The sequence below is a fragment of the Arthrobacter sp. TMS2-4 genome (assembly GCF_054511075.1).
The window spans coordinates 58,353-79,228 of the sequence record NZ_JBTNDI010000001.1; the positions used below are offsets into that span (position 1 = coordinate 58,353).

A 20,876-nucleotide genomic window follows, 5' to 3' on the forward strand; every position below is an offset into this window, starting at 1 on the left:
CGAAATTTCTGCGGCCGCGGGCGGCCTTGAAATATTAAAGGCCCCTTCCTCGAACACCGGTACGGCGTCCACCTGGCTTTTCGCCGCACCCCATAAGACTTCAAGAATTTAGAGAACAAAGAGAGAACAGGGACCCTATGTCCAGCGAATCCTCCTTCGGCCTCATGCGAATCGGACTTGCCACCGCGGACGAAATCCGCGGCTGGTCCTACGGCGAGGTCAAGAAGCCGGAAACCATCAACTACCGCACGCTCAAGCCCGAGAAGGACGGTCTCTTCTGCGAGAAGATCTTCGGCCCTTCCCGTGACTGGGAGTGCTACTGCGGCAAGTACAAGCGCGTGCGCTTCAAGGGCATCATCTGTGAGCGCTGCGGCGTCGAGGTGACGCGTGCCAAGGTGCGCCGTGAGCGCATGGGGCACATCGAGCTCGCCGCTCCCGTCACGCACATCTGGTACTTCAAGGGCGTGCCCTCGCGTCTCGGCTACCTCCTCGACCTGGCCCCGAAGGACCTCGAGAAGGTCATCTACTTCGCCGCCTACATGATCACCTCGGTCGACGAGGAGAACCGCCACGCCGAACTGCCGAACCTCCAGGCCGAGCACGACCTCGAGAAGAAGCAGATGACGGACCAGCGTGACGCGGACATCGCCGCGATCGCCAAGGACCTCGAGGACGAGCTCGCCCGCCTCGAAGGCGAGGGCGCCAAGGCTGCCGACAAGAAGAAGGCCCGCGACTCGGCCGACCGCCAGATGGCCAACGTCCGCAAGCGCGCCGACGCCGACATCGAGCGCCTGGTCCAGGTGTGGGAGCGCTTCAAGACCCTGAAGGTCGCCGACCTCGAGGGTGATGAAGGCCTTTACCGCGAGCTGCGCGACCGCTACGGCCTGTACTTCGAGGGCTCGATGGGCGCCGAGGCGATCAAGAAGCGCCTCGAGAACTTCGACATGCCGGCCGAGGCCGAGATGCTCCGCGACATCATCCAGAATGGCAAGGGCCAGCGCAAGACGCGTGCCCTGAAGCGCCTCAAGGTGGTCAACGCGTTCCTGACGACGACGAACAGCCCGCTGGGCATGGTCCTCGACGCCGTCCCGGTGATCCCGCCGGAACTGCGCCCGATGGTCCAGCTCGACGGCGGCCGTTTCGCGACGTCCGACCTCAACGACCTGTACCGCCGCGTCATCAACCGCAACAACCGCCTGAAGCGCCTGCTCGACCTCGGGGCTCCCGAGATCATCGTGAACAACGAGAAGCGCATGCTCCAGGAAGCTGTCGACTCGCTGTTCGACAACGGCCGTCGCGGCCGTCCCGTCACCGGACCGGGCAACCGTCCCCTGAAGTCCCTCTCGGACATGCTCAAGGGCAAGCAGGGTCGTTTCCGCCAGAACCTCCTCGGCAAGCGCGTCGACTACTCGGGTCGTTCGGTCATCGTCGTCGGCCCGCAGCTGAAGCTGCACCAGTGTGGTCTGCCCAAGCAGATGGCCCTGGAACTCTTCAAGCCGTTCGTGATGAAGCGCCTGGTGGACCTCAACCACGCGCAGAACATCAAGAGCGCCAAGCGCATGGTCGAGCGGTACCGCCCCCAGGTGTGGGACGTCCTCGAAGAGATCATCACCGAGCACCCGGTGCTGCTGAACCGTGCACCCACCCTGCACCGTCTCGGCATCCAGGCGTTCGAGCCGCAGCTCGTCGAAGGCAAGGCGCTCCAGCTCCACCCGCTTGTCTGCGGTGCGTTCAACGCGGACTTCGACGGCGACCAGATGGCAGTCCACCTGCCGCTGAGCCCCGAGGCCCAGGCCGAGGCGCGCATCCTGATGCTCTCCTCGAACAACATCCTGAAGCCGTCCGACGGCCGCCCGGTCACCCTGCCCTCGCAGGACATGATCATCGGTCTGCACCACCTCACCACCAAGCGTGAGGGAAGCGCCGGCGAAGGCCGCGTCTTCACGAGCATGGCCGAGGCCGTCATGGCGTTCGACATGGGCTCGCTCCACCTCAACTCGGTGGTCCGGATCCGCGTCGACAACTTCGTGCCCAGCGCCGACATCGCCGCTCCCGAGGGCTGGGAGCCGGGGACGCCTGCGCTGATCGAGACGTCCCTCGGACAGGTCCTGTTCAACGAGACGCTTCCCCTGGACTACCCCTGGGTGGAGAAGGTCGCCGACAAGGGCCAGCTCTCGACGATCGTCAACGACCTCGCCGAGCGCTACCCGAAGGTGGTCACCGCGGCGACGCTGGACAACCTGAAGGACGCCGGTTTCTACTGGGCCACCCGCTCGGGCGTCACCGTCGCGATCTCGGACATCTCCGCGCCGATCAACAAGGCCGGCATCATGGAGGGCTACGAGACGCAGGCCGCCAAGGTCCAGTCCCAGTTCGACAAGGGCCTCATCGCCGACGAGGAGCGCCGCCAGGAGCTCATCGACATCTGGAACAAGGCCACCAATGAGGTCGCCGCATCCATGCGCGCCGCGATGCCGAAGGACAACACCATCAACCGCATGGTGTCCTCCGGTGCACGAGGCAACTGGCTGCAGGTCCGCCAGATCGCCGGGATCCGTGGCCTGGTGGCCAACCCCAAGGGCGAGATCATCCCGCGTCCGATCAAGTCCTCGTACCGCGAGGGCCTGTCGGTCCTGGAGTACTTCATCGCCACGCACGGTGCCCGTAAGGGCCTCGCCGATACCGCGCTGCGTACCGCCAACTCGGGGTACCTGACGCGTCGACTCGTCGACGTGTCGCAGGACGTCATCGTCCGCGAGGACGATTGCGGCACCGAGCGCGGGCTCAAGGTCACCATCGCCGTCCCGAACGCCGACGGCGAACTGGTGCTGCACGAGGAGGTCGAGAACTCGGCGTACGCACGTACGCTGGCCACCGACGTCCTCGACACCAAGGGCAAGGTGCTCGCTGCCGCGGGCTCCGACGTCGGCGACGTGCTCATCGGCGAACTGTTCGAGGCCGGCATCTCCGACATCAAGGTCCGCTCCGTCCTCACGTGTGAGTCCAGCGTCGGCACCTGTGCCCTCTGCTACGGCCGTTCGCTCGCGACCGGCAAGACCGTGGACATCGGAGAGGCCGTCGGTATCATCGCCGCGCAGTCGATCGGTGAGCCCGGCACCCAGCTGACGATGCGTACCTTCCACACCGGCGGTGTCGCGTCGGCGGAGGACATCACCCAGGGTCTGCCCCGTATCCAGGAGCTCTTCGAGGCGCGTACCCCCAAGGGTGTCGCCCCGATCTCCGAGGTCGCAGGGCGCGTCACCATCGAGGATGCCGAGAAGCAGCTTCGCCTGGTGGTCACTCCCGACGACGGCTCCGAGGAGATCGCGTACCCGGTCCTGCGCCGTGCACGCCTCCTGGTGTCCGACGGCGAGCACGTCGAGGTCGGGCAGCAGCTCGTCTTCGGCGCGGTCGACCCGAAGCAGATCCTCAGGATCCTCGGCCCCCGCAAGGCCCAGGAATTCCTGGTGGACGAGGTCCAGCGCGTGTACCGCAGCCAGGGTGTCGGCATCCACGACAAGCACGTGGAAGTCATCGTCCGCCAGATGCTGCGCCGCGTCACCGTGATCGAGTCCGGCGAGTCGGACCTGCTCCCCGGTGAGCTGGCCGAGCGTCGCCGCTTCGAGGACGAGAACCGCCGCGTGGTGTCCGAGGGCAAGAAGCCGGCGTCCGGCCGACCCGAGCTCATGGGTATCACCAAGGCGTCGCTCGCCACCGAGTCGTGGCTGTCGGCCGCGTCGTTCCAGGAGACCACGCGTGTCCTCACGCAGGCCGCCATGGAGGGCAAGAGCGACCCGCTGCTCGGCCTCAAGGAGAACGTCATCATCGGTAAGCTCATCCCGGCCGGCACCGGCCTGGACCGCTACACGAAGGTCACGGTCGAGCCCACCGAGGAGGCGAAGGCAAACCTGTTCACCGGTCCGAGCGCATTCAGCGACTTCGACTACGCCGGTGTCGAGGGCGGCCTGAGCCCCGAGTTCCACGCGATCCCGCTGGACGACTACGACATGGGCAACAGCGACTTCCGGTAGGGAGACCGCACAACCCATGAGGAAGGCCCCGGACCCTGCGGTCCGGGGCCTTCCCGCATTCCCCTACCATGCGGGCGAGCGTCGCCCGTCTGGGGCAAGGTGCCATCTCTGGTAGAGTAGGGACCAATTGTTTGTGTGGCAGTGGATCGGCGTTGAGAAACGTATCTCCGTGTTGTACGTAAGTTGTACAGCGAATGCCACATTTTCGCACGCCTACAGTCGTTCTGCGGCAGCAAATCCGTCGGTGGTGCGCCAAACGACCGATCAACCCGACCTCTGGACGGTACGGCCCTGACGGGCCGCCGTGACCGCTGGGTAGGGCGACACAGATCTCATCTTAGACATTACGGAGAACACGAAAGTGCCTACGATCAACCAGCTGGTCCGCAAGGGCCGGACACCTAAGGTCTCCAAGACCAAGGCGCCCGCACTGAAGGGCAGCCCCATGAAGCGCGGCGTCTGCACCCGCGTCTACACCACCACCCCGAAGAAGCCGAACTCGGCTCTCCGCAAGGTGGCCCGCGTGCGCCTCAACGGCGGCATCGAAGTCACCGCCTACATCCCCGGAGTCGGTCACAACCTTCAGGAACACTCCATCGTGCTCGTGCGCGGCGGTCGTGTGAAGGACCTTCCGGGTGTCCGCTACAAGATCGTCCGCGGCGCACTGGACACCCAGGGCGTGAAGAACCGCAAGCAGGCTCGCAGCCGCTACGGCGCGAAGATGGAGAAGAAGTAATATGCCTCGTAAGGGCCCGGCCCCGAAGCGGCCGCTCGTTGTAGATCCCGTCTACGGTTCACCCCTGGTCACGCAGCTGATCAACAAGGTGCTCGTCGACGGCAAGAAGTCCACCGCAGAGCGCATCGTGTACGGCGCACTCGAGGGTGCGCGTGCCAAGTCCGGCGGCGACCCCGTCGCGGCGCTGAAGAAGGCCATGGACAACGTCAAGCCGACCCTCGAGGTCCGCTCACGCCGTGTCGGTGGCGCCACCTACCAGGTCCCCGTCGAGGTCAAGCCCGGTCGTTCGACCGCCCTGGCCCTCCGCTGGCTCGTGGGCTACTCCAAGGCCCGCCGCGAGAAGACCATGACCGAGCGCCTGCAGAACGAGATCCTGGACGCGTCCAACGGTCTCGGAGCAGCAGTCAAGCGCCGCGAGGACACGCACAAGATGGCCGAGTCGAACAAGGCCTTCGCACACTACCGCTGGTAACAGTTCCACGGGCCGGACCAACGCCCCCTCGGGGGCGGTCCGGCCCGCGGCCCAGCAGAACTCCATTTTCGTATTAAGGGAGACACCGTGGCACAGGACGTGCTTACCGACCTCAACAAGGTCCGCAACATCGGCATCATGGCCCACATCGACGCCGGCAAGACCACTACTACCGAGCGCATCCTGTTCTACACGGGTGTCAACCACAAGATCGGTGAGACGCACGACGGCGCCTCCACCACCGACTGGATGGAACAGGAGAAGGAGCGCGGCATCACCATCACGTCCGCCGCGGTCACCTGCTTCTGGGAGAACAACCAGATCAACATCATCGACACCCCCGGGCACGTCGACTTCACCGTCGAGGTGGAGCGCTCCCTGCGCGTCCTCGACGGCGCCGTCGCCGTGTTCGACGGCAAGGAGGGCGTCGAGCCCCAGTCGGAGACCGTCTGGCGCCAGGCCGACAAGTACGAAGTGCCCCGGATCTGCTTCGTCAACAAGATGGACAAGCTCGGTGCCGACTTCTACTTCACGGTCGACACCATCATCAGCCGCCTGGGCGCCAAGCCCCTCGTGCTGCAGCTCCCGATCGGTGCCGAGAACGACTTCATCGGCGTCGTCGACCTCCTCTACATGCGTGCCCTCGTGTGGCCCGGCGACTCCAAGGGTGACGTCACCATGGGAGCGAAGTACGAGATCCAGGAGATCCCGGCCGACCTCAAGGAGAAGGCCGAGGAATACCGCGCGACCCTCGTCGAGACCGTCGCCGAATCCTCCGACGAGCTCATGAACAAGTACCTCGAAGGCGAAGAAATCTCCATCGAGGAACTCAAGGCCGGCATCCGCAAGATGACGATCAACTCCGAGCTCTACCCCATCCTCTGCGGCTCCGCGTTCAAGAACCGCGGTGTGCAGCCGATGCTCGACGCCGTCATCGACTACCTCCCCTCGCCCCTCGACGTGCCCCCGATGATCGGTCACGATCCCCGGAACGAAGAGGTCGAGCTGACGCGCAAGCCGAGCACCGAGGAGCCGTTCTCGGCCCTCGCGTTCAAGGTGGCCACGCACCCGTTCTTCGGCCAGCTGACGTTCATCCGCGTGTACTCCGGGCATGTGACGGCCGGTACGCAGCTGGTGAACTCGACGAAGAGCAAGAAAGAGCGCGTCGGGAAGCTGTTCCAGATGCACGCCAACAAGGAGATCCCCGTCGAAGAGGCTTCGGCAGGGCACATCTACGCGGCGATCGGCCTGAAGGACACCACCACCGGTGACACCCTCTCCGACTCGGCCAACCAGATCGTCCTCGAGTCCATGAGCTTCCCGGCCCCCGTGATCTCGGTGGCCATCGAGCCCAAGACGAAGGGCGACCAGGAGAAGCTGTCCACGGCCATCCAGAAGCTCTCGGCCGAGGACCCCACGTTCCAGGTCTCCCTGAACGAGGACACCGGACAGACCATCATCGCCGGCATGGGCGAGCTCCACCTGGACATCCTGGTGGACCGCATGCGCCGCGAGTTCCGCGTGGAAGCGAACGTGGGCAAGCCCCAGGTCGCGTACCGCGAGACCATCCGCAGCAAGGTCGCCAAGCACGACTACACCCACAAGAAGCAGACGGGTGGCTCCGGCCAGTTCGCGAAGATCCAGATCGCGATCGAGCCGATGGAGGTCGAGGAGGGCGTCCTGTACGCCTTCGACAACAAGGTCACCGGCGGCCGCGTGCCCCGCGAGTACATCCCGAGTGTCGACGCCGGCATCCAGGACGCGCTCAACGACGGCGTGCTCGCCGGCTACCCGGTGGTCGGCATCAAGGCGACCCTGCTCGACGGCGCCTACCACGACGTCGACTCCTCGGAGATGGCGTTCAAGATCGCCGGCCGGATGGCCTTCAAGGAAGCCGCCCGCATGGCGAAGCCCGTGCTGCTCGAACCGCTCATGGAGGTGGAGGTCCGCACCCCTGAGGAATACATGGGTGAAGTGATCGGCGACCTCAACTCCCGCCGCGGCCAGATGCAGTCCATGGAGGACGCCAGCGGCGTCAAGGTCATCACGGCGCACGTGCCCCTCTCGGGCATGTTCGGCTACATCGGTGACCTCCGGTCGAAGACCCAGGGCCGCGCGGTGTACTCCATGAAGTTCGACAGCTACTCCGAGGTCCCGAAGGCCGTCGCCGACGAGATCATCCAGAAGACGCGCGGCGAGTAGCCCCCTCCCGGCAACGGGATCCCGGGGGAGCGGAGGCGGCCTGCAGAAGGCAGGCCGCCCCGCCCCCTCTGCCGCCGGACCAGCTGGTCCGGCGGTGCACAGCAATTTCATCAAAACCAAAAGCCCCCAGTAGACTTGCATGAGTTTCAGCCGCGACAAGCGCGGCTGGGAAGCAATTCTTCTCAAACGTTCTAGGAGGAACCCGTGGCGAAGGCAAAGTTCGAGCGGACTAAGCCGCACGTTAACATCGGCACCATTGGTCACGTTGACCATGGAAAGACCACGTTGACGGCTGCCATTTCCAAGGTGCTGTACGACAAGTACCCCACTCTCAACGAGCAGCGTGACTTCGCGTCGATCGACTCGGCTCCCGAGGAGAAGCAGCGCGGCATCACGATCAACATCTCGCACGTCGAGTACCAGACCGAGAAGCGCCACTACGCACACGTAGACGCCCCCGGTCACGCCGACTACATCAAGAACATGATCACCGGTGCGGCCCAGATGGACGGGGCTATCCTCGTCGTCGCCGCCACCGATGGTCCGATGGCCCAGACCCGCGAGCACGTCCTGCTCGCCCGCCAGGTCGGCGTCCCCTACCTGCTGGTCGCGCTGAACAAGTCCGACATGGTCGACGACGAAGAGCTCCTCGACCTCGTCGAGATGGAAGTTCGCGAGCTGCTCAGCTCGCAGGGCTTCGACGGCGACGAGGCTCCTGTCGTCCGCGTCTCCGGCCTCAAGGCCCTCGAAGGCGACCCCGAGTGGGTCAAGTCCGTCGAGGACCTCATGGAAGCCGTCGACAACAACGTCCCGGACCCCGTCCGCGACAAGGACAAGCCGTTCCTCATGCCTGTCGAGGACGTCTTCACGATCACCGGTCGTGGAACCGTCGTCACGGGCCGCGCCGAGCGCGGAACCCTCGCCATCAACTCCGAGGTCGAGATCGTCGGCATCCGTCCGGTCCAGAAGACCACGGTCACCGGTATCGAGATGTTCCACAAGCAGCTCGACGAGGCCTGGGCCGGCGAGAACTGTGGTCTGCTGCTCCGCGGCATCAAGCGCGAAGACGTAGAGCGTGGACAGGTCATCGTGAAGCCGGGTTCGATCACCCCTCACACCGACTTCGAGGCCAACGTCTACATCCTGGCCAAGGACGAGGGCGGGCGTCACAACCCGTTCTACTCGAACTACCGCCCGCAGTTCTACTTCCGCACCACGGACGTCACCGGTGTCATCACCCTCCCCGAGGGCACCGAGATGGTCATGCCGGGCGACAACACCGAGATGACCGTCGAGCTCATCCAGCCCATCGCCATGGAGGACGGCCTCGGCTTCGCAATCCGCGAAGGCGGCCGCACTGTTGGTTCGGGACGTGTCACCAAGATCCTCAAGTAGTCCACCGACTGCCTGACCGATCGTCAGAAGGGCCCCGCTGCAGTAGCAGCGGGGCCCTTCTGCTGTCCTGCCACCTGGGTGTGGCCGGTGTCGGGCCGTCCTGTGCCCCATCATCGGGCGGGGATCTGAAGGAGGCGGAGGATAGTCCCCTCACTGCCGGTGAACCATGCCGCCCGCAGGCGGTCGTCCACGCCGGGCGACGGTCGAGTAGTGCACATCACGTGCCCGGCCGGCGGCCCGGTTCGCAATCGTGCAGGGGATCTGCCACACTGGACAAGTTGTTCAAGCGCTTGCGCGCGCGGTCAGAGACCTCATCCCGGTCAGGATAATGCCTGATGCGGGGATCGGATCCGCCGGCGCGTACGGCCCAAATAAGATCCACCCCGTCCGGCTCGTCCGGGATCAGCGGAGCGTGTGTGTCCGGAGTCCGCGACACGCCCGAGCGCGGGGGTCGGAGCCCGGCAGGGTGAGGAACCCGGAAATATCCGGATTCAGCCTGTTCGGGAGGCGTCGCACAACGGACGCAGGAAATGTACGTACGTACCGGAACTGCCCAGGCAGTTATGTAGAGAGAGAGTCGAGACGCCATGGCGGGACAAAAAATCCGCATCCGGCTGAAGTCATATGACCACGAGGTCATCGATGTTTCAGCCCGGAAGATCGTTGAGACGGTGACGCGCGCAGGCGCAACGGTAGTGGGCCCCGTGCCCCTGCCCACGGAGAAGAACGTATTCGTTGTCATCCGGTCCCCGCACAAGTACAAGGACAGCCGTGAGCACTTTGAAATGCGTACTCACAAGCGTCTGATCGACATCATTGATCCCACGCCCAAGGCCGTTGATTCGCTGATGCGTCTCGACCTGCCTGCGGACGTGAACATCGAAATCAAGCTGTAAGGGAGAGCGGATACACATGTCTACTTCACTTACGCGCCAGGTTAAGGGCCTGCTGGGCATCAAGCTCGGCATGACCCAGGTCTGGGACGAGAACAACATCCTCATCCCCGTCACCGTCGTCCAGGCGGACTCGAACGTCATCACGCAGCTCCTCAGCGAGGACAAGGACGGCTACACCGCCGTGCAGATCGGCTTCGGCCAGATCGATCCCCGCAAGGTCACGAAGCCTCTCGCCGGGCACTTCGAGAAGGCCGGCGTCACGCCGCGCCGTCACGTCGTCGAACTGCGCACCTCCGACGCCGACTCCTACTCGCTCGGCCAGGAACTCTCCGTCGAGATGTTCGAAGCCGGCCAGACGGTCGACGTCATCGGCACCACCAAGGGCAAGGGCTTTGCCGGCGTCATGAAGCGCCACGGGTTCCACGGTGTGGGCGCCTCGCACGGTGCACACAAGAACCACCGCAAGCCCGGTTCCATCGGTGGAGCATCCACCCCCAGCCGCGTCTTCCGTGGAATGAAAATGGCAGGCCGCATGGGTGCCGTTCGTCAGACCACGCTGAACCTCCGGGTTCACGCTGTCGACGCCGAGAAGTCGCTGCTGCTGATCAAGGGTGCCGTCCCCGGCGCCCGCGGCCAGGTCGTCCTCGTACGCACCGCCGTGAAGGGAGCATAGCCACATGGCTGCCAACACTGTAAAGGTCGATCTCCCCGCGGAGATCTTCGACGCGCAGACCAACGTGCCGTTGCTGCACCAGGTCGTCGTCGCCCAGCTTGCTGCCGCCCGCCAGGGCACGCACAAGACCAAGACCCGCGCCGAGGTCAGTGGCGCAGGCCGCAAGCCGTTCAAGCAGAAGGGAACCGGTCGTGCCCGCCAGGGTTCGATCCGCGCCCCCCACATGACCGGCGGCGGCGTCGTCCACGGGCCCACGCCCCGCGACTACAGCCAGCGCACCCCCAAGAAGATGAAGGCCGCCGCACTGCGCGGAGCCCTCTCGGACCGGGCACGCAACGGCCGTATCCACGTCCTCGAATCCCTGGTCGCCGGCGGCAAGCCGTCCACCAAGGGCGCGATCGACACCCTGCGCGCGATCTCCGAGCGGCCCCGCCTGCTCGTCGTCATCGAGCGTGCCAACGACGTCGCAGCACTCTCGGTGCGCAACGTGCCCGAGGTACACGTCCTCTACGTAGACCAGCTCAACACGTACGACGTGCTGGTCTCCGACGACGTGATCTTCACCAAGGCCGCCTACGACCAGTTCGTCGGCTCGGCTGATGTCATCACCGAGGAGGATGCCAAGTGAGCGGCACCATCGCAAAGGATCCGCGCGACGTCGTCATTGCACCCGTCGTCTCGGAGAAGAGCTACGGACTGATCGACGAAGGCAAGTACACCTTCCTGGTCGACCCACGCTCGAACAAGGAAGAAATCAAGCTGGCGGTCGAGAAGATCTTCTCCGTGAAGGTCGACTCGATCAACACCATCAACCGGGTTGGCAAGCGCAAGCGCACCAAGTTCGGCTGGGGCCAGCGCAAGGGCACCAAGCGTGCCATCGTGTCCCTCAAAGAGGGCTCGATCGACATCTTCGGCGGTCCGCTCTCCTAGAGCGGAGACCACTTTAACGAGGAATTGAGTTATGGGAATCCGTAAATACAAGCCGACAACCCCGGGCCGTCGTGGCTCGAGCGTTGCCGACTTCGCTGAAATCACACGGTCGACGCCGGAAAAGTCGTTGGTGCGCCCCCTTCCCAAGAAGGGTGGACGTAACAACACCGGTAAGATCACGACCCGCCACAAGGGCGGTGGACACAAGCGTCAGTACCGACTGATCGACTTCCGCCGCCACGACAAGGACGGCGTCGACGCCCGCGTTGCCGAGATCGAATACGATCCCAACCGCACCGCGCGTATCGCCCTCCTGCACTACGTCGACGGCACCAAGCGCTACATCATCGCGCCGAACAAGCTCAAGCAGGGCGACTTCGTCGAGGCCGGCGCCGGGGCTGACATCAAGCCCGGCAACAACCTGCCGCTGCGCAACGTCCCCGTGGGTACCGTCATCCACGCCGTCGAGCTCCGCCCAGGCGGCGGCGCGAAGATGGCACGCTCCGCGGGTGCATCGGTCCAGCTCGTCGCCAAGGAAGGCCGCTTCGCCCAGCTGCGACTGCCCTCCGGCGAGATCCGCAACGTCGACGTCCGCTGCCGCGCGACGATCGGCGAGGTCGGCAACGCCGAGCAGTCGAACATCAACTGGGGCAAGGCCGGCCGCAACCGCTGGAAGGGCATCCGCCCGACCGTCCGTGGTGTCGCCATGAACCCGGTCGACCACCCGCACGGTGGTGGCGAGGGCAAGACCTCCGGTGGACGCCACCCGGTCAACCCCAACGGCAAGGCCGAAGGCCGTACCCGTCGCCCCAACAAAGAGAGCGACTCACTCATCGTGCGTCGCCGTCGTTCCGGCAAGAACAAGCGATAGGAGCCTGGAGACATGCCACGCAGCCTGAAGAAAGGCCCCTTCGTCGACCAGCACCTTTTTGTGAAGGTCGCTCGCGAGAACGAAACGGGCACGAAGAACGTCATCAAGACATGGTCCCGCCGTTCCATGATCATCCCCGACATGCTCGGGCACACGATCGCGGTACACGACGGGCGCAAGCACATCCCGGTGTTCGTCACCGAGTCGATGGTCGGGCACAAGCTCGGCGAATTCGCTCCGACGCGGACCTTCCGCGGACACGTGAAGGACGACCGCAAGGGCAAGCGCCGCTAGGCGCTGCTCTTCGACGAGAGAAGGAAAGCAATGGAAGCCAAGGCTATTGCGCGTCATATCCGCGTAACGCCCATGAAGGCCCGGCGCGTCGTCAACCTTGTTCGTGGGAAGCAGGCGAGCGAGGCTCTGGCCATTCTGAAGTTTGCCCCACAGGTTGCTTCGGAGCCGGTATTCAAGGTGGTTCAGTCAGCAATGGCGAACGCGCGTGTCCTCGCGGACCGCGACGGTCTGTCATTCGACGAGGACAACCTCATCATCAGCGAAGCATTCGTCGATGAAGGCCCCACGATGAAGCGGTTCCGCCCGCGTGCCCAGGGCCGCGCGTTCCGCATCAACAAGCGGACCAGCCACATCACGGTTGTCGTCGCTACCCCTGAGAAAGTGGAGGTCCGCTAAGTGGGACAGAAAGTAAACCCGCACGGGTTCCGCCTCGGTATCACCACCGACCACCGGTCACACTGGTTCGCGGACAGCAACAAGCCGGGCCAGCGTTACCGTGACTTCGTCCGCGAGGACATCAAGATCCGTCAGCTGATGTCGACCGGCATGGACCGCGCCGGCATCGCCAAGGTCGAGATCGAGCGCACCCGCGATCGTGTCCGCGTGGACATCCACACGGCACGTCCGGGCATCGTCATCGGTCGCCGCGGCGCCGAGGCCGACCGCATCCGCGGCGAGCTCGAGAAGCTCACGGGCAAGCAGGTCCAGCTGAACATCCTCGAGGTCAAGAACCCCGAGATCGAGGCACAGCTTGTCGCCCAGGGCATCGCCGAACAGCTCTCCTCCCGCGTCGCGTTCCGCCGCGCGATGAAGAAGGCCATGCAGTCCGCACAGCGTGCCGGCGCCAAGGGCATCCGTGTCCAGTGCTCCGGTCGTCTGGGCGGCGCCGAGATGAGCCGCTCGGAGTTCTACCGCGAGGGACGCGTTCCCCTGCACACGCTCCGCGCCAACATCGATTACGGCTTCTTCGAAGCGAAGACCACCTTCGGCCGCATCGGCGTGAAGGTCTGGATCTACAAGGGTGACATCACGGCGAAGGAACTCGCGGCCCAGGCTGCGGCAGCTCCCTCCCGTGGCCGTGGTGGAGACCGTCCGGGCCGCGGCCCCGCCGGTGCCGACCGCGGAGGCGACCGTCGTCGTCGTGCGCCTGAGCGCTCCGAGGGCCAGGGTGCGTCAGCACCCGCCGAGACCGCCGCAGCTCCCGCTGCGTCTGAAGGAGGACAGGCCTAAATGCTTATCCCACGTCGAGTCAGGTTCCGTAAGCAGCACCACCCGGGTCGCTCGGGCGCTGCCACGGGCGGCACCGAGGTCAGCTTCGGCGAGTGGGGTATCCAGGCTCTGAGCCCGGCATACGTCACCAACCGGCAGATCGAGTCCGCTCGTATCGCCATGACCCGCCACATCAAGCGTGGCGGCAAGGTCTGGATCAACATCTATCCGGACCGCCCGTTGACCAAGAAGCCCGCCGAAACCCGCATGGGTTCCGGTAAGGGTTCGCCCGAGTGGTGGGTGGCCAACGTCAAGCCGGGACGGGTTCTCTTCGAACTGTCCGGCGTTTCCGAAGAGGTAGCCCGCGAAGCCCTGCGCCTCGCGATCCACAAGCTGCCGTTGAAGGCACGCATCGTGCGTCGTGAGGGTGGTGAATAGTTATGGCTCTGGGTTCAAAGGAACTGGCAACAGACCAGCTGGACGGCTTCGATAAGGACCGTCTGGTGGAAGAACTGCGCAAGGCCAAGGAGGAGCTGTTCAACCTCCGCTTCCAGTCGGCCACCGGCCAGCTCGAAAGCCACGGTCGCCTTCGTTCGGTCAAGCGCGACATCGCACGCATCTACACGGTGCTGCGTGAGCGTGAACTGGGCATTCGTCCCGAGGTCGTCGCTCCCGTCGAGGAAGCGAAGCCCGCGAAGGCGGACAAGCCCAAGAAAGCCAAGAAGGCCTCCGCGAAGGACGCACCTTCCGCGGACACCGAGGCTTCTGAGGAGGACGCCAAATGAGTGAGCAGCAGAGCGAAACGACCGTAGGAACCGAGAAGGCCGTCCACGACGCCAACTCGCGCGGCTACCGCAAGGTACGCCGTGGCTACGTCGTCTCGGACAAGATGGAGAAGACGATCGTCGTCGAGGTCGAGGACCGCGTGAAGCACGCCCTGTACGGCAAGGTGCTTCGCCGCAGCTCCAAGGTCAAGGCGCACGACGAGCAGAACAGCGCCGGCATCGGCGACATGGTCCTGATCAGCGAGACCCGCCCGCTGTCCGCCACCAAGCGGTGGCGCCTGGTGGAGATCATCGAGAAGGCCAAGTAACACCCGCAGCATCCAGGGGCCGGCACGGCCGGCCCCGCCTCGGAGGCCCCGGACACGATTTCGTGTCCGGGGCCTCTTCGCGATACGATGAGAATCTTGTCTGTCTGGTGGGCTGGCGCATGCCCTCACAAGGTCTCCTCACGGGATTCTCCCCGGGGGTTGCCTTCACACCGGGCAAATAGGCAAAAGCCCGATAATCTTGTTCGCCACGATCCACCATGCTGAAGCCGTGCATGGGGGCGCGCCCCCGGCGCGCAGGTGACGAGTACCAGTATTACGGGGCCCACCCATATCCGTTCCGCAAGGCTCGATGAGAGAACCAGCGCGACGACAGGAGTAATCAGTGATTCAGCAGGAATCGCGGCTAAAGATCGCCGACAACACGGGGGCCAAGGAAATCTTGACCATCCGCGTTCTCGGTGGATCCGGGCGCCGCTACGCAGGCATCGGCGACGTCATCGTCGCCACCGTGAAGGACGCCATCCCCGGCGGCAACGTCAAGAAGGGCGACGTCGTCAAGGCGGTCATCGTCCGCACCAAGAAGGAACGCCGCCGTGCGGACGGGTCCTACATCAAGTTCGATGAGAACGCAGCAGTGATCCTGAAGAACGACGGCGACCCTCGCGGCACCCGTATCTTCGGTCCTGTCGGTCGCGAGCTCCGCGACAAGCGTTTCATGAAGATCATCTCGCTGGCGCCGGAGGTGCTGTAGTCCATGGCACAGAAGACAAAGCTCAAGATCAAGAAGGGTGACCTCGTCCAGGTCATCACCGGGGGCAAGCAGGAGCGCGGCGGAGACCGCGGCAAGCAGGGCAAGGTCCTCAAGGTGTTCCCCGAGTCCAACCGCGTCCTCGTGGAAGGCATCAACCGGATCACCAAGCACACCAAGGTCGGGCAGTCGCAGCGCGGCACCACGACCGGTGGCATCGAAGTCGTCGAGGCACCCGTGCACATCAGCAACGTGGCCGTCGTCGATCCCGAGACCAAGAAGCCGACCCGCGTCGGATACCGCACCGAGACCGTCGAGCGCGACGGCCGCGAGCGCGTGGTCCGCATCCGCGTCGCCAAGTCATCAGGGAAGGATCTGTAATGACTGTCGAATCCACAGAAGCAAGGGTTCTTCCCCGCCTGAAGGCGCGCTACGCGTCCGAGATCAAGGGCACCCTGCAGGAACAGTTCAACTACGCCAACGTCAACCAGGTCCCGCGCCTGGTGAAGGTCGTCGTCAACATGGGTGTCGGTGACGCCGCCAAGGACTCCAAGCTGATCGACGGAGCCGTCAAGGATCTCACCGCGATCACCGGCCAGAAGCCCCAGGTCACCAAGGCCCGCAAGTCCATCGCGCAGTTCAAGCTCCGCGAAGGCATGCCCATCGGCGCCCACGCCACCCTGCGTGGCGACCGCATGTGGGAATTCACGGACCGCCTGGTCTCCCTCGCCCTGCCCCGTATCCGCGACTTCCGCGGCCTCAACGGCAAGCAGTTCGACGGCAACGGCAACTACACGTTCGGTCTCACGGAGCAGTCCATGTTCCACGAGATCGACCAGGACCGGATCGACCGTGTCCGCGGTATGGACATCACCGTCGTCACCACCGCCAAGACCGACGCCGAGGGCCGCGCGCTCCTCAAGGCGCTTGGCTTCCCGTTCAAATCCGAAGATTAATCTAACTACGTTGCAGGTCCGCTCCAGCCGGCACCCCGTGTGCCGACCGGAGACCGGAAACCGTTTCGAGGAAGGGCAAGAGCCCACATGACAATGACAGATCCTGTCGCAGACATGCTCACGCGTCTGCGCAACGCCAACTCGGCCTACCACGACTCCGTGTCCATGCCGTACAGCAAGCTGAAGGCCCGCGTCGCGGACATCCTGAAGGCCGAGGGCTACATCGCCGGCTGGAAGGAAGAGGAAGCGGAGGTTGGCAAGAAGCTGACCATCGACCTCAAGTTCGGGCCGGACCGCCAGCGCTCCATCGCCGGCATCCGCCGTATCTCCAAGCCGGGCCTGCGCGTGTACGCGAAGTCCACGAACCTGCCCCACGTGCTTGGCGGCCTCGGTATCGCCATCCTGTCCACGTCCTCCGGTCTGCTCACGGACCGCCAGGCATCCAAGAAGGGTGTAGGTGGGGAAGTCCTCGCCTACGTCTGGTAACGGGAAAGGGAAAGAAACATGTCACGTATTGGACGTCTCCCCATCACCGTTCCCGCTGGTGTCGAGGTCAAGGTCACCGGTCAGGAAGTCGTCGTGAAGGGCCCGAAGGGCGAGCTGACCCACACGGTCCCCAGCCCCATCGAGGTCTCCCTCTCCGAGGGCACGCTCACGGTCGTACGCCCCAACGACGAGCGCGAGTCGCGTTCGCTGCACGGCCTGACCCGCACCCTCGTCTCCAACATGATCGTCGGAGTCACCGAGGGCTACAAGAAGAACCTCGAGATCGTGGGCACGGGTTACCGTGTCCAGGCCAAGGGCAGCGACCTGGAGTTCGCTCTGGGCTACAGCCACCCGGTCGCCGTCAAGGCTCCCGAGGGCATCACGCTCACCGTCGACAGCCCCACCAAGCTCTCGGTCGCAGGCATCAACAAGCAGCAGGTCGGCGAGGTCGCTGCAACCATCCGCAAGCTGCGCAAGCCCGACCCCTACAAGGGCAAGGGCATCCGCTACGCAGGCGAGATCATCCGCCGCAAGGTCGGAAAGGCTGGTAAGTAACCATGGGTCTGAGCATCAACAAGAAGCGCAGCTCGAAGAGCAAGGCCGCCTCGCGCGGACGCCGGCACCTCCGTGTCCGCAAGCGCGTCTCGGGTACGGCTGTCCGTCCCCGCCTGGTCGTCAACCGTTCGGCCCGCCACGTCTTCGTGCAGGTCGTCGACGACACCAAGGGTATGACCGTAGCCTCGGCCTCCACCCTCGAAGCGGACCTCCGTGCATTCGACGGTGACAAGACGGCCAAGGCGAAGCGCGTCGGCGAACTCGTCGCACAGCGTGCCATGGCCGTCGGCGTCGAGGCAGTCGTCTTCGACCGCGGTGGCAACAAGTACCACGGTCGCGTTGCAGCAATCGCAGACGGCGCACGCGAAGGTGGGCTGGCACTGTGACCGAGGAGAACAAGGCAAAGGAAGCCCCATTGAATACGGCTACAGAGCAGCCCGCGACCGAAGCTCCGGCCGCCGGCGCAACGGAGACCGCGTCGGCTGACGCGAACCGTGGAAATGCGCGCGGCAACGCCCGCGGCGGCGAGCGTGGCGGTAACGCCCGCGGCGGCGAGCGTGGCGGCCGCGGCGGCCGCGACGGCGGTCGCAACGACGACAAGGACAAGTTCATCGAACGCGTCGTCACCATCAACCGTGTCGCCAAGGTCGTCAAGGGCGGCCGACGCTTCAGCTTCACCGCCCTCGTGGTGGTCGGCGACGGCAACGGCATGGTCGGCGTCGGCTACGGAAAGGCGAAGGAAGTCCCTTCGGCGATCCAGAAGGCCGTCGAGGAAGCCAAGAAGACGATGTTCCGCGTGCCGCGGATCGGTGGCACTGTCCCGCACCTGGTGCAGGGCGAGGCAGCCGCAGGCGTCGTCCTGCTCCGTCCCGCGTCCCCGGGTACCGGCGTCATCGCCGGCGGTCCGGTGCGTGCGGTCCTGGAGTGCGTCGGCATCCACGACGTCCTCTCGAAGTCGCTCGGTTCCGCGAACGCCATCAACATCGTTCACGCGACCGTTGACGCGCTGAAGCGCCTCGAAGAGCCCCAGGCAGTCGCGGCACGCCGCGGCCTGCCCCTCGACGAGGTCGCATCCCACCAGATGCTGCGCGCAATCGCAGCCCAGAAGGCAGGTGCGTGATGACCGCGATCACTCCTAAGAAGGTGCGCGTGAGCTCCACCAAGCTCTCGATCACCCAGATCAAGTCCGCCATCGGCGGCAAGCAGAACCAGCGCGACACGCTGCGGTCGCTCGGTCTGAAGCGGATCGGCCACACCGTGGTCCGTGAAGCCGATGCCGTCACCGTCGGCATGGTCAACACGGTTCCGCACCTCTTGAAGGTTGAGGAGGCCAACTAATGGCAGACAAGAACATCGCGGCTCCGGCCGAGGCAAAAGCAGAGCGCGTGCACGCTCTGAAGGTGCACCACCTCCGTCCCGCACCCGGGGCCAAGACGGCGAAGACCCGTGTCGGCCGTGGTGAGGGTTCGAAGGGCAAGACCGCGGGCCGCGGTACCAAGGGCACCGCAGCGCGCTACCAGGTGAAGGCAGGATTCGCCGGCGGCCAGCTGCCGCTGCACATGCGCCTTCCCAAGCTGCGCGGCTTCAAGAACCCGTTCCGCGTCGAGTTCCAGGTCGTGAACCTGGACAAGCTCTCCGAGCTCTACCCCGACGGCGGCGACGTCACGGTGGAGAGCCTGGTGGCCAACGGTGCCGTCCGCAAGAACCAGCCCGTCAAGGTGCTGGGGACCGGCGAGATCACCGTTGCCGTGAACGTCTCGGCCGACGCCTTCTCCGCATCCGCTGCGGAGAAGATCGTCGCAGCAGGCGGAACCGTCACCGAACTGTAGGTCGTCCGTCGACCCTCCGCCGGTTCTGCCGGCGGAGGGTCGGCTGTGATCCACGGCATCAAGCAACTAGACTTCTGGTGGGCAGGGCTGACCCAGCCCACCAGGAGTCTTTTTTCGGCTTACGCCACCCACCATCGGCGGGAAGTCCCGCACCCATGACCAACCGTTAGACTCGGTTGTTGTGTACGGTCCGCGCCAGGACCAACAGACCTTCAGGAGGACGCTTGCTAAGCGCTATTGGCCGGGCATTCCGGACGCCAGACTTGCGGCGCAAGCTGTTGTTCACGCTGGGAATCATCACCATCTTCCGCCTCGGGGCGTTCATCCCCGCGCCGGGCGTCGACTACGGCAACGTGCAGGAGTGCCTCGCCCTCGGTAACACCGAGGGAGGTCTGTACCAGTTCGTCAACCTCTTCAGCGGTGGGGCGCTGCTCCAGGTCTCGATCTTCGCCCTGGGCATCATGCCGTACATCACCGCAAGCATCATCACGCAGCTCCTCCGGGTGGTCATTCCCCGCTTCCAGGAACTGCACCAGGAAGGCGCGCAGGGGCAGTCACAGCTGACCCAGTACACGCGTTACCTGACGATCGCGCTCGGTCTCCTCAACGCGACCACCCTCGTCTCGCTGGCCCGGTCCGGCGCGCTGCTCGGCAACTGCCCGGTCCCCATCATCCCGGACGACTCGCTCATCATCATCCTGCTGCTCATCATCACGCTGACCGCCGGAACCGGCCTCATCATGTGGATGGGTGAGCTCATCACCGAGCGCGGCGTCGGCAACGGCATGTCGCTGCTCATCTTCACCGCGATCGCCGCCGGCTTCCCCAGCTCGCTGGGCGAGATCTTCCGCACCCAGGGCGCCATGGTCTTCGCCTTCGTCCTCGCGATGGGCGTCGTCGTCGTCGCTCTCGTGATCTTCGTGGAGCAGTCGCAGCGCCGCATCCCCGTCCAGTACGCCAAGCGCATGATCGGGCGCCGCACCCTCGGCGGCAGCAGCACCTACATCCCGATCAAGGTCAACATGGCCGGCGTCATCCCCGTGATCTTCGCGTCCTCGATGCTGTACCTGCCCAGCCTGATCGCGCAGTTCAACACCCCCCAAGACGGCACCGCGCCGGCCGGGTGGGTCAACTGGATCTCCACCTACCTGACCAGCGGCGACCACCCGCTGTACATGCTGATGTACTTCCTGCTGATCGTGTTCTTCACCTACTTCTACGTGGCGATCACGTTCAACCCGGACGAGGTGTCCGAGAACATGAAGAAGTACGGCGGCTTCATCCCCGGCATCCGGGCCGGACGTCCGACGGCGGAGTACCTGCAGTACGTGCTCTCGCGCATCACGCTCCCGGGCGCCATCTACCTCGGGCTCGTGGCACTGATCCCGCTGATCGCCCTCGTGGCCATCGGCGCCAACCAGAACTTCCCGTTCGGCGGCACCTCGATCCTGATCATGGTGGGCGTGGGCCTCGAAACGGTGAAGCAGATCGACGCTCAGCTCCAGCAGCGTCACTACGAAGGGTTGTTGCGTTGACGAG

General features: G+C 64.9%; 26 protein-coding genes. All 26 read left to right on the forward strand.

Annotated elements, in window-relative coordinates:
- Positions 1-137 precede the first annotated feature (137 nt).
- The 26 genes from ACX80F_RS00290 to secY all read left to right on the forward strand — a co-directional run bounded on the left by ACX80F_RS00290 (position 138) and on the right by secY (position 20,872).
- The gene (locus ACX80F_RS00290; RefSeq protein ID WP_459334401.1) at positions 138-4,031 is read left to right on the forward strand and encodes a DNA-directed RNA polymerase subunit beta'; all 3,894 of its coding nucleotides are present in this window, start codon (positions 138-140) and stop codon (positions 4,029-4,031) included.
- A 361-nt stretch (positions 4,032-4,392) separates the two neighbouring features.
- A complete protein-coding gene (gene rpsL / locus ACX80F_RS00295; RefSeq protein WP_043440593.1) occupies positions 4,393-4,767 on the forward strand; it encodes a 30S ribosomal protein S12 in 375 nt (124 codons plus the stop codon).
- Position 4,768: 1 nt separating this feature from the next.
- A complete protein-coding gene (gene rpsG / locus ACX80F_RS00300; RefSeq protein WP_043440595.1) occupies positions 4,769-5,239 on the forward strand; it encodes a 30S ribosomal protein S7 in 471 nt (156 codons plus the stop codon).
- Between the two features lie 87 nt (positions 5,240-5,326).
- Positions 5,327-7,441, forward strand: a complete 2,115-nt coding sequence (gene fusA / locus ACX80F_RS00305) for an elongation factor G (protein ID WP_459334402.1) — start codon at positions 5,327-5,329, stop codon at positions 7,439-7,441.
- A 204-nt stretch (positions 7,442-7,645) separates the two neighbouring features.
- Positions 7,646-8,836: an elongation factor Tu gene (gene tuf, locus ACX80F_RS00310; RefSeq protein WP_459334403.1), complete on the forward strand. Its 1,191-nt coding sequence runs from the start codon at positions 7,646-7,648 to the stop codon at positions 8,834-8,836.
- A gap of 587 nt (positions 8,837-9,423) precedes the next feature.
- Positions 9,424-9,732, forward strand: a complete 309-nt coding sequence (gene rpsJ / locus ACX80F_RS00315; RefSeq protein WP_026531952.1) for a 30S ribosomal protein S10 — start codon at positions 9,424-9,426, stop codon at positions 9,730-9,732.
- A 16-nt stretch (positions 9,733-9,748) separates the two neighbouring features.
- The gene (gene rplC / locus ACX80F_RS00320) at positions 9,749-10,405 is read left to right on the forward strand and encodes a 50S ribosomal protein L3 (RefSeq protein WP_104121369.1); all 657 of its coding nucleotides are present in this window, start codon (positions 9,749-9,751) and stop codon (positions 10,403-10,405) included.
- A 4-nt stretch (positions 10,406-10,409) separates the two neighbouring features.
- Positions 10,410-11,033 carry a 50S ribosomal protein L4 gene (rplD, locus tag ACX80F_RS00325; protein ID WP_459334404.1) on the forward strand — a complete coding sequence of 208 codons (624 nt, stop codon included), beginning with the start codon at positions 10,410-10,412 and terminating at the stop codon, positions 11,031-11,033.
- On the forward strand, positions 11,030-11,335 hold the full coding sequence (gene rplW, locus ACX80F_RS00330; protein WP_026531955.1) for a 50S ribosomal protein L23: 306 nt from the start codon (positions 11,030-11,032) through the stop codon (positions 11,333-11,335). The genes rplD and rplW overlap by 4 nt, the downstream gene beginning before the upstream one ends.
- A gap of 31 nt (positions 11,336-11,366) precedes the next feature.
- Positions 11,367-12,206 (forward strand): 50S ribosomal protein L2, encoded by an 840-nt coding sequence (gene rplB, locus ACX80F_RS00335; RefSeq protein ID WP_459334405.1) that lies wholly within the window; start codon positions 11,367-11,369, stop codon positions 12,204-12,206.
- Between the two features lie 12 nt (positions 12,207-12,218).
- Positions 12,219-12,500, forward strand: coding sequence for a 30S ribosomal protein S19 (gene rpsS, locus ACX80F_RS00340; protein ID WP_104050958.1), 282 nt, complete (start codon positions 12,219-12,221; stop codon positions 12,498-12,500).
- 30 nt (positions 12,501-12,530) lie between these two features.
- Positions 12,531-12,896 (forward strand): 50S ribosomal protein L22, encoded by a 366-nt coding sequence (gene rplV / locus ACX80F_RS00345; RefSeq protein WP_459334406.1) that lies wholly within the window; start codon positions 12,531-12,533, stop codon positions 12,894-12,896.
- Positions 12,897-13,730 carry a 30S ribosomal protein S3 gene (rpsC, locus tag ACX80F_RS00350; RefSeq protein ID WP_459334407.1) on the forward strand — a complete coding sequence of 278 codons (834 nt, stop codon included), beginning with the start codon at positions 12,897-12,899 and terminating at the stop codon, positions 13,728-13,730.
- Positions 13,731-14,147, forward strand: coding sequence for a 50S ribosomal protein L16 (rplP, locus tag ACX80F_RS00355; protein ID WP_043440626.1), 417 nt, complete (start codon positions 13,731-13,733; stop codon positions 14,145-14,147). It abuts the gene before it with no gap.
- A 2-nt stretch (positions 14,148-14,149) separates the two neighbouring features.
- Positions 14,150-14,494, forward strand: coding sequence for a 50S ribosomal protein L29 (rpmC, locus tag ACX80F_RS00360; RefSeq protein ID WP_199278708.1), 345 nt, complete (start codon positions 14,150-14,152; stop codon positions 14,492-14,494).
- Positions 14,491-14,802 carry a 30S ribosomal protein S17 gene (rpsQ, locus tag ACX80F_RS00365; protein WP_459277630.1) on the forward strand — a complete coding sequence of 104 codons (312 nt, stop codon included), beginning with the start codon at positions 14,491-14,493 and terminating at the stop codon, positions 14,800-14,802. The genes rpmC and rpsQ overlap by 4 nt, the downstream gene beginning before the upstream one ends.
- Before the next feature lie 343 nt (positions 14,803-15,145).
- Positions 15,146-15,514 (forward strand): 50S ribosomal protein L14, encoded by a 369-nt coding sequence (rplN, locus tag ACX80F_RS00370; RefSeq protein WP_026549116.1) that lies wholly within the window; start codon positions 15,146-15,148, stop codon positions 15,512-15,514.
- Between the two features lie 3 nt (positions 15,515-15,517).
- Entirely contained in the window at positions 15,518-15,892 is a 375-nt protein-coding gene (gene rplX, locus ACX80F_RS00375; protein ID WP_104166375.1) for a 50S ribosomal protein L24, read from the forward strand.
- Positions 15,892-16,467: a 50S ribosomal protein L5 gene (gene rplE, locus ACX80F_RS00380; RefSeq protein WP_459334408.1), complete on the forward strand. Its 576-nt coding sequence runs from the start codon at positions 15,892-15,894 to the stop codon at positions 16,465-16,467. The genes rplX and rplE overlap by 1 nt, the downstream gene beginning before the upstream one ends.
- An 87-nt stretch (positions 16,468-16,554) precedes the next feature.
- A complete protein-coding gene (gene rpsH / locus ACX80F_RS00385) occupies positions 16,555-16,953 on the forward strand; it encodes a 30S ribosomal protein S8 (RefSeq protein ID WP_043440638.1) in 399 nt (132 codons plus the stop codon).
- Positions 16,954-16,971: 18 nt separating this feature from the next.
- Complete coding sequence (gene rplF, locus ACX80F_RS00390) at positions 16,972-17,508, forward strand: 50S ribosomal protein L6 (protein ID WP_459334409.1); 537 nt, start codon at positions 16,972-16,974, stop codon at positions 17,506-17,508.
- Positions 17,509-17,510: 2 nt separating this feature from the next.
- On the forward strand, positions 17,511-17,894 hold the full coding sequence (gene rplR, locus ACX80F_RS00395; RefSeq protein WP_459334410.1) for a 50S ribosomal protein L18: 384 nt from the start codon (positions 17,511-17,513) through the stop codon (positions 17,892-17,894).
- Positions 17,891-18,628, forward strand: coding sequence for a 30S ribosomal protein S5 (gene rpsE, locus ACX80F_RS00400; RefSeq protein ID WP_459334411.1), 738 nt, complete (start codon positions 17,891-17,893; stop codon positions 18,626-18,628). The genes rplR and rpsE overlap by 4 nt, the downstream gene beginning before the upstream one ends.
- The gene (rpmD, locus tag ACX80F_RS00405; RefSeq protein ID WP_459334932.1) at positions 18,628-18,846 is read left to right on the forward strand and encodes a 50S ribosomal protein L30; all 219 of its coding nucleotides are present in this window, start codon (positions 18,628-18,630) and stop codon (positions 18,844-18,846) included. Before rpsE ends, rpmD begins: the two co-directional genes overlap by 1 nt.
- Positions 18,846-19,337, forward strand: a complete 492-nt coding sequence (gene rplO / locus ACX80F_RS00410) for a 50S ribosomal protein L15 (RefSeq protein WP_459334412.1) — start codon at positions 18,846-18,848, stop codon at positions 19,335-19,337. The genes rpmD and rplO overlap by 1 nt, the downstream gene beginning before the upstream one ends.
- Positions 19,338-19,561: 224 nt before the next feature.
- Entirely contained in the window at positions 19,562-20,872 is a 1,311-nt protein-coding gene (gene secY / locus ACX80F_RS00415; RefSeq protein WP_459334413.1) for a preprotein translocase subunit SecY, read from the forward strand.
- The last annotated feature ends 4 nt before the right edge of the window (positions 20,873-20,876 follow it).

Coding starts and splice junctions, on each gene's coding strand:
- rplV (WP_459334406.1), top strand. CDS start 12,531: ATGGAAGCCAAGGCTATTGCGCGTCATATCCGCGTAACGCCCATGAAG.
- rpsJ (WP_026531952.1), top strand. CDS start 9,424: ATGGCGGGACAAAAAATCCGCATCCGGCTGAAGTCATATGACCACGAG.
- rpmD (WP_459334932.1), top strand. CDS start 18,628: ATGACCGCGATCACTCCTAAGAAGGTGCGCGTGAGCTCCACCAAGCTC.
- rplC (WP_104121369.1), top strand. CDS start 9,749: ATGTCTACTTCACTTACGCGCCAGGTTAAGGGCCTGCTGGGCATCAAG.
- rpsQ (WP_459277630.1), top strand. CDS start 14,491: ATGAGTGAGCAGCAGAGCGAAACGACCGTAGGAACCGAGAAGGCCGTC.
- rpsS (WP_104050958.1), top strand. CDS start 12,219: ATGCCACGCAGCCTGAAGAAAGGCCCCTTCGTCGACCAGCACCTTTTT.
- rpsH (WP_043440638.1), top strand. CDS start 16,555: ATGACAATGACAGATCCTGTCGCAGACATGCTCACGCGTCTGCGCAAC.
- rplX (WP_104166375.1), top strand. CDS start 15,518: ATGGCACAGAAGACAAAGCTCAAGATCAAGAAGGGTGACCTCGTCCAG.
- ACX80F_RS00290 (WP_459334401.1), top strand. CDS start 138: ATGTCCAGCGAATCCTCCTTCGGCCTCATGCGAATCGGACTTGCCACC.
- rpsG (WP_043440595.1), top strand. CDS start 4,769: ATGCCTCGTAAGGGCCCGGCCCCGAAGCGGCCGCTCGTTGTAGATCCC.
- rplR (WP_459334410.1), top strand. CDS start 17,511: ATGGGTCTGAGCATCAACAAGAAGCGCAGCTCGAAGAGCAAGGCCGCC.
- rplP (WP_043440626.1), top strand. CDS start 13,731: ATGCTTATCCCACGTCGAGTCAGGTTCCGTAAGCAGCACCACCCGGGT.
- rplF (WP_459334409.1), top strand. CDS start 16,972: ATGTCACGTATTGGACGTCTCCCCATCACCGTTCCCGCTGGTGTCGAG.
- rplD (WP_459334404.1), top strand. CDS start 10,410: ATGGCTGCCAACACTGTAAAGGTCGATCTCCCCGCGGAGATCTTCGAC.
- rpmC (WP_199278708.1), top strand. CDS start 14,150: ATGGCTCTGGGTTCAAAGGAACTGGCAACAGACCAGCTGGACGGCTTC.
- rplB (WP_459334405.1), top strand. CDS start 11,367: ATGGGAATCCGTAAATACAAGCCGACAACCCCGGGCCGTCGTGGCTCG.
- rplO (WP_459334412.1), top strand. CDS start 18,846: ATGGCAGACAAGAACATCGCGGCTCCGGCCGAGGCAAAAGCAGAGCGC.
- rplE (WP_459334408.1), top strand. CDS start 15,892: ATGACTGTCGAATCCACAGAAGCAAGGGTTCTTCCCCGCCTGAAGGCG.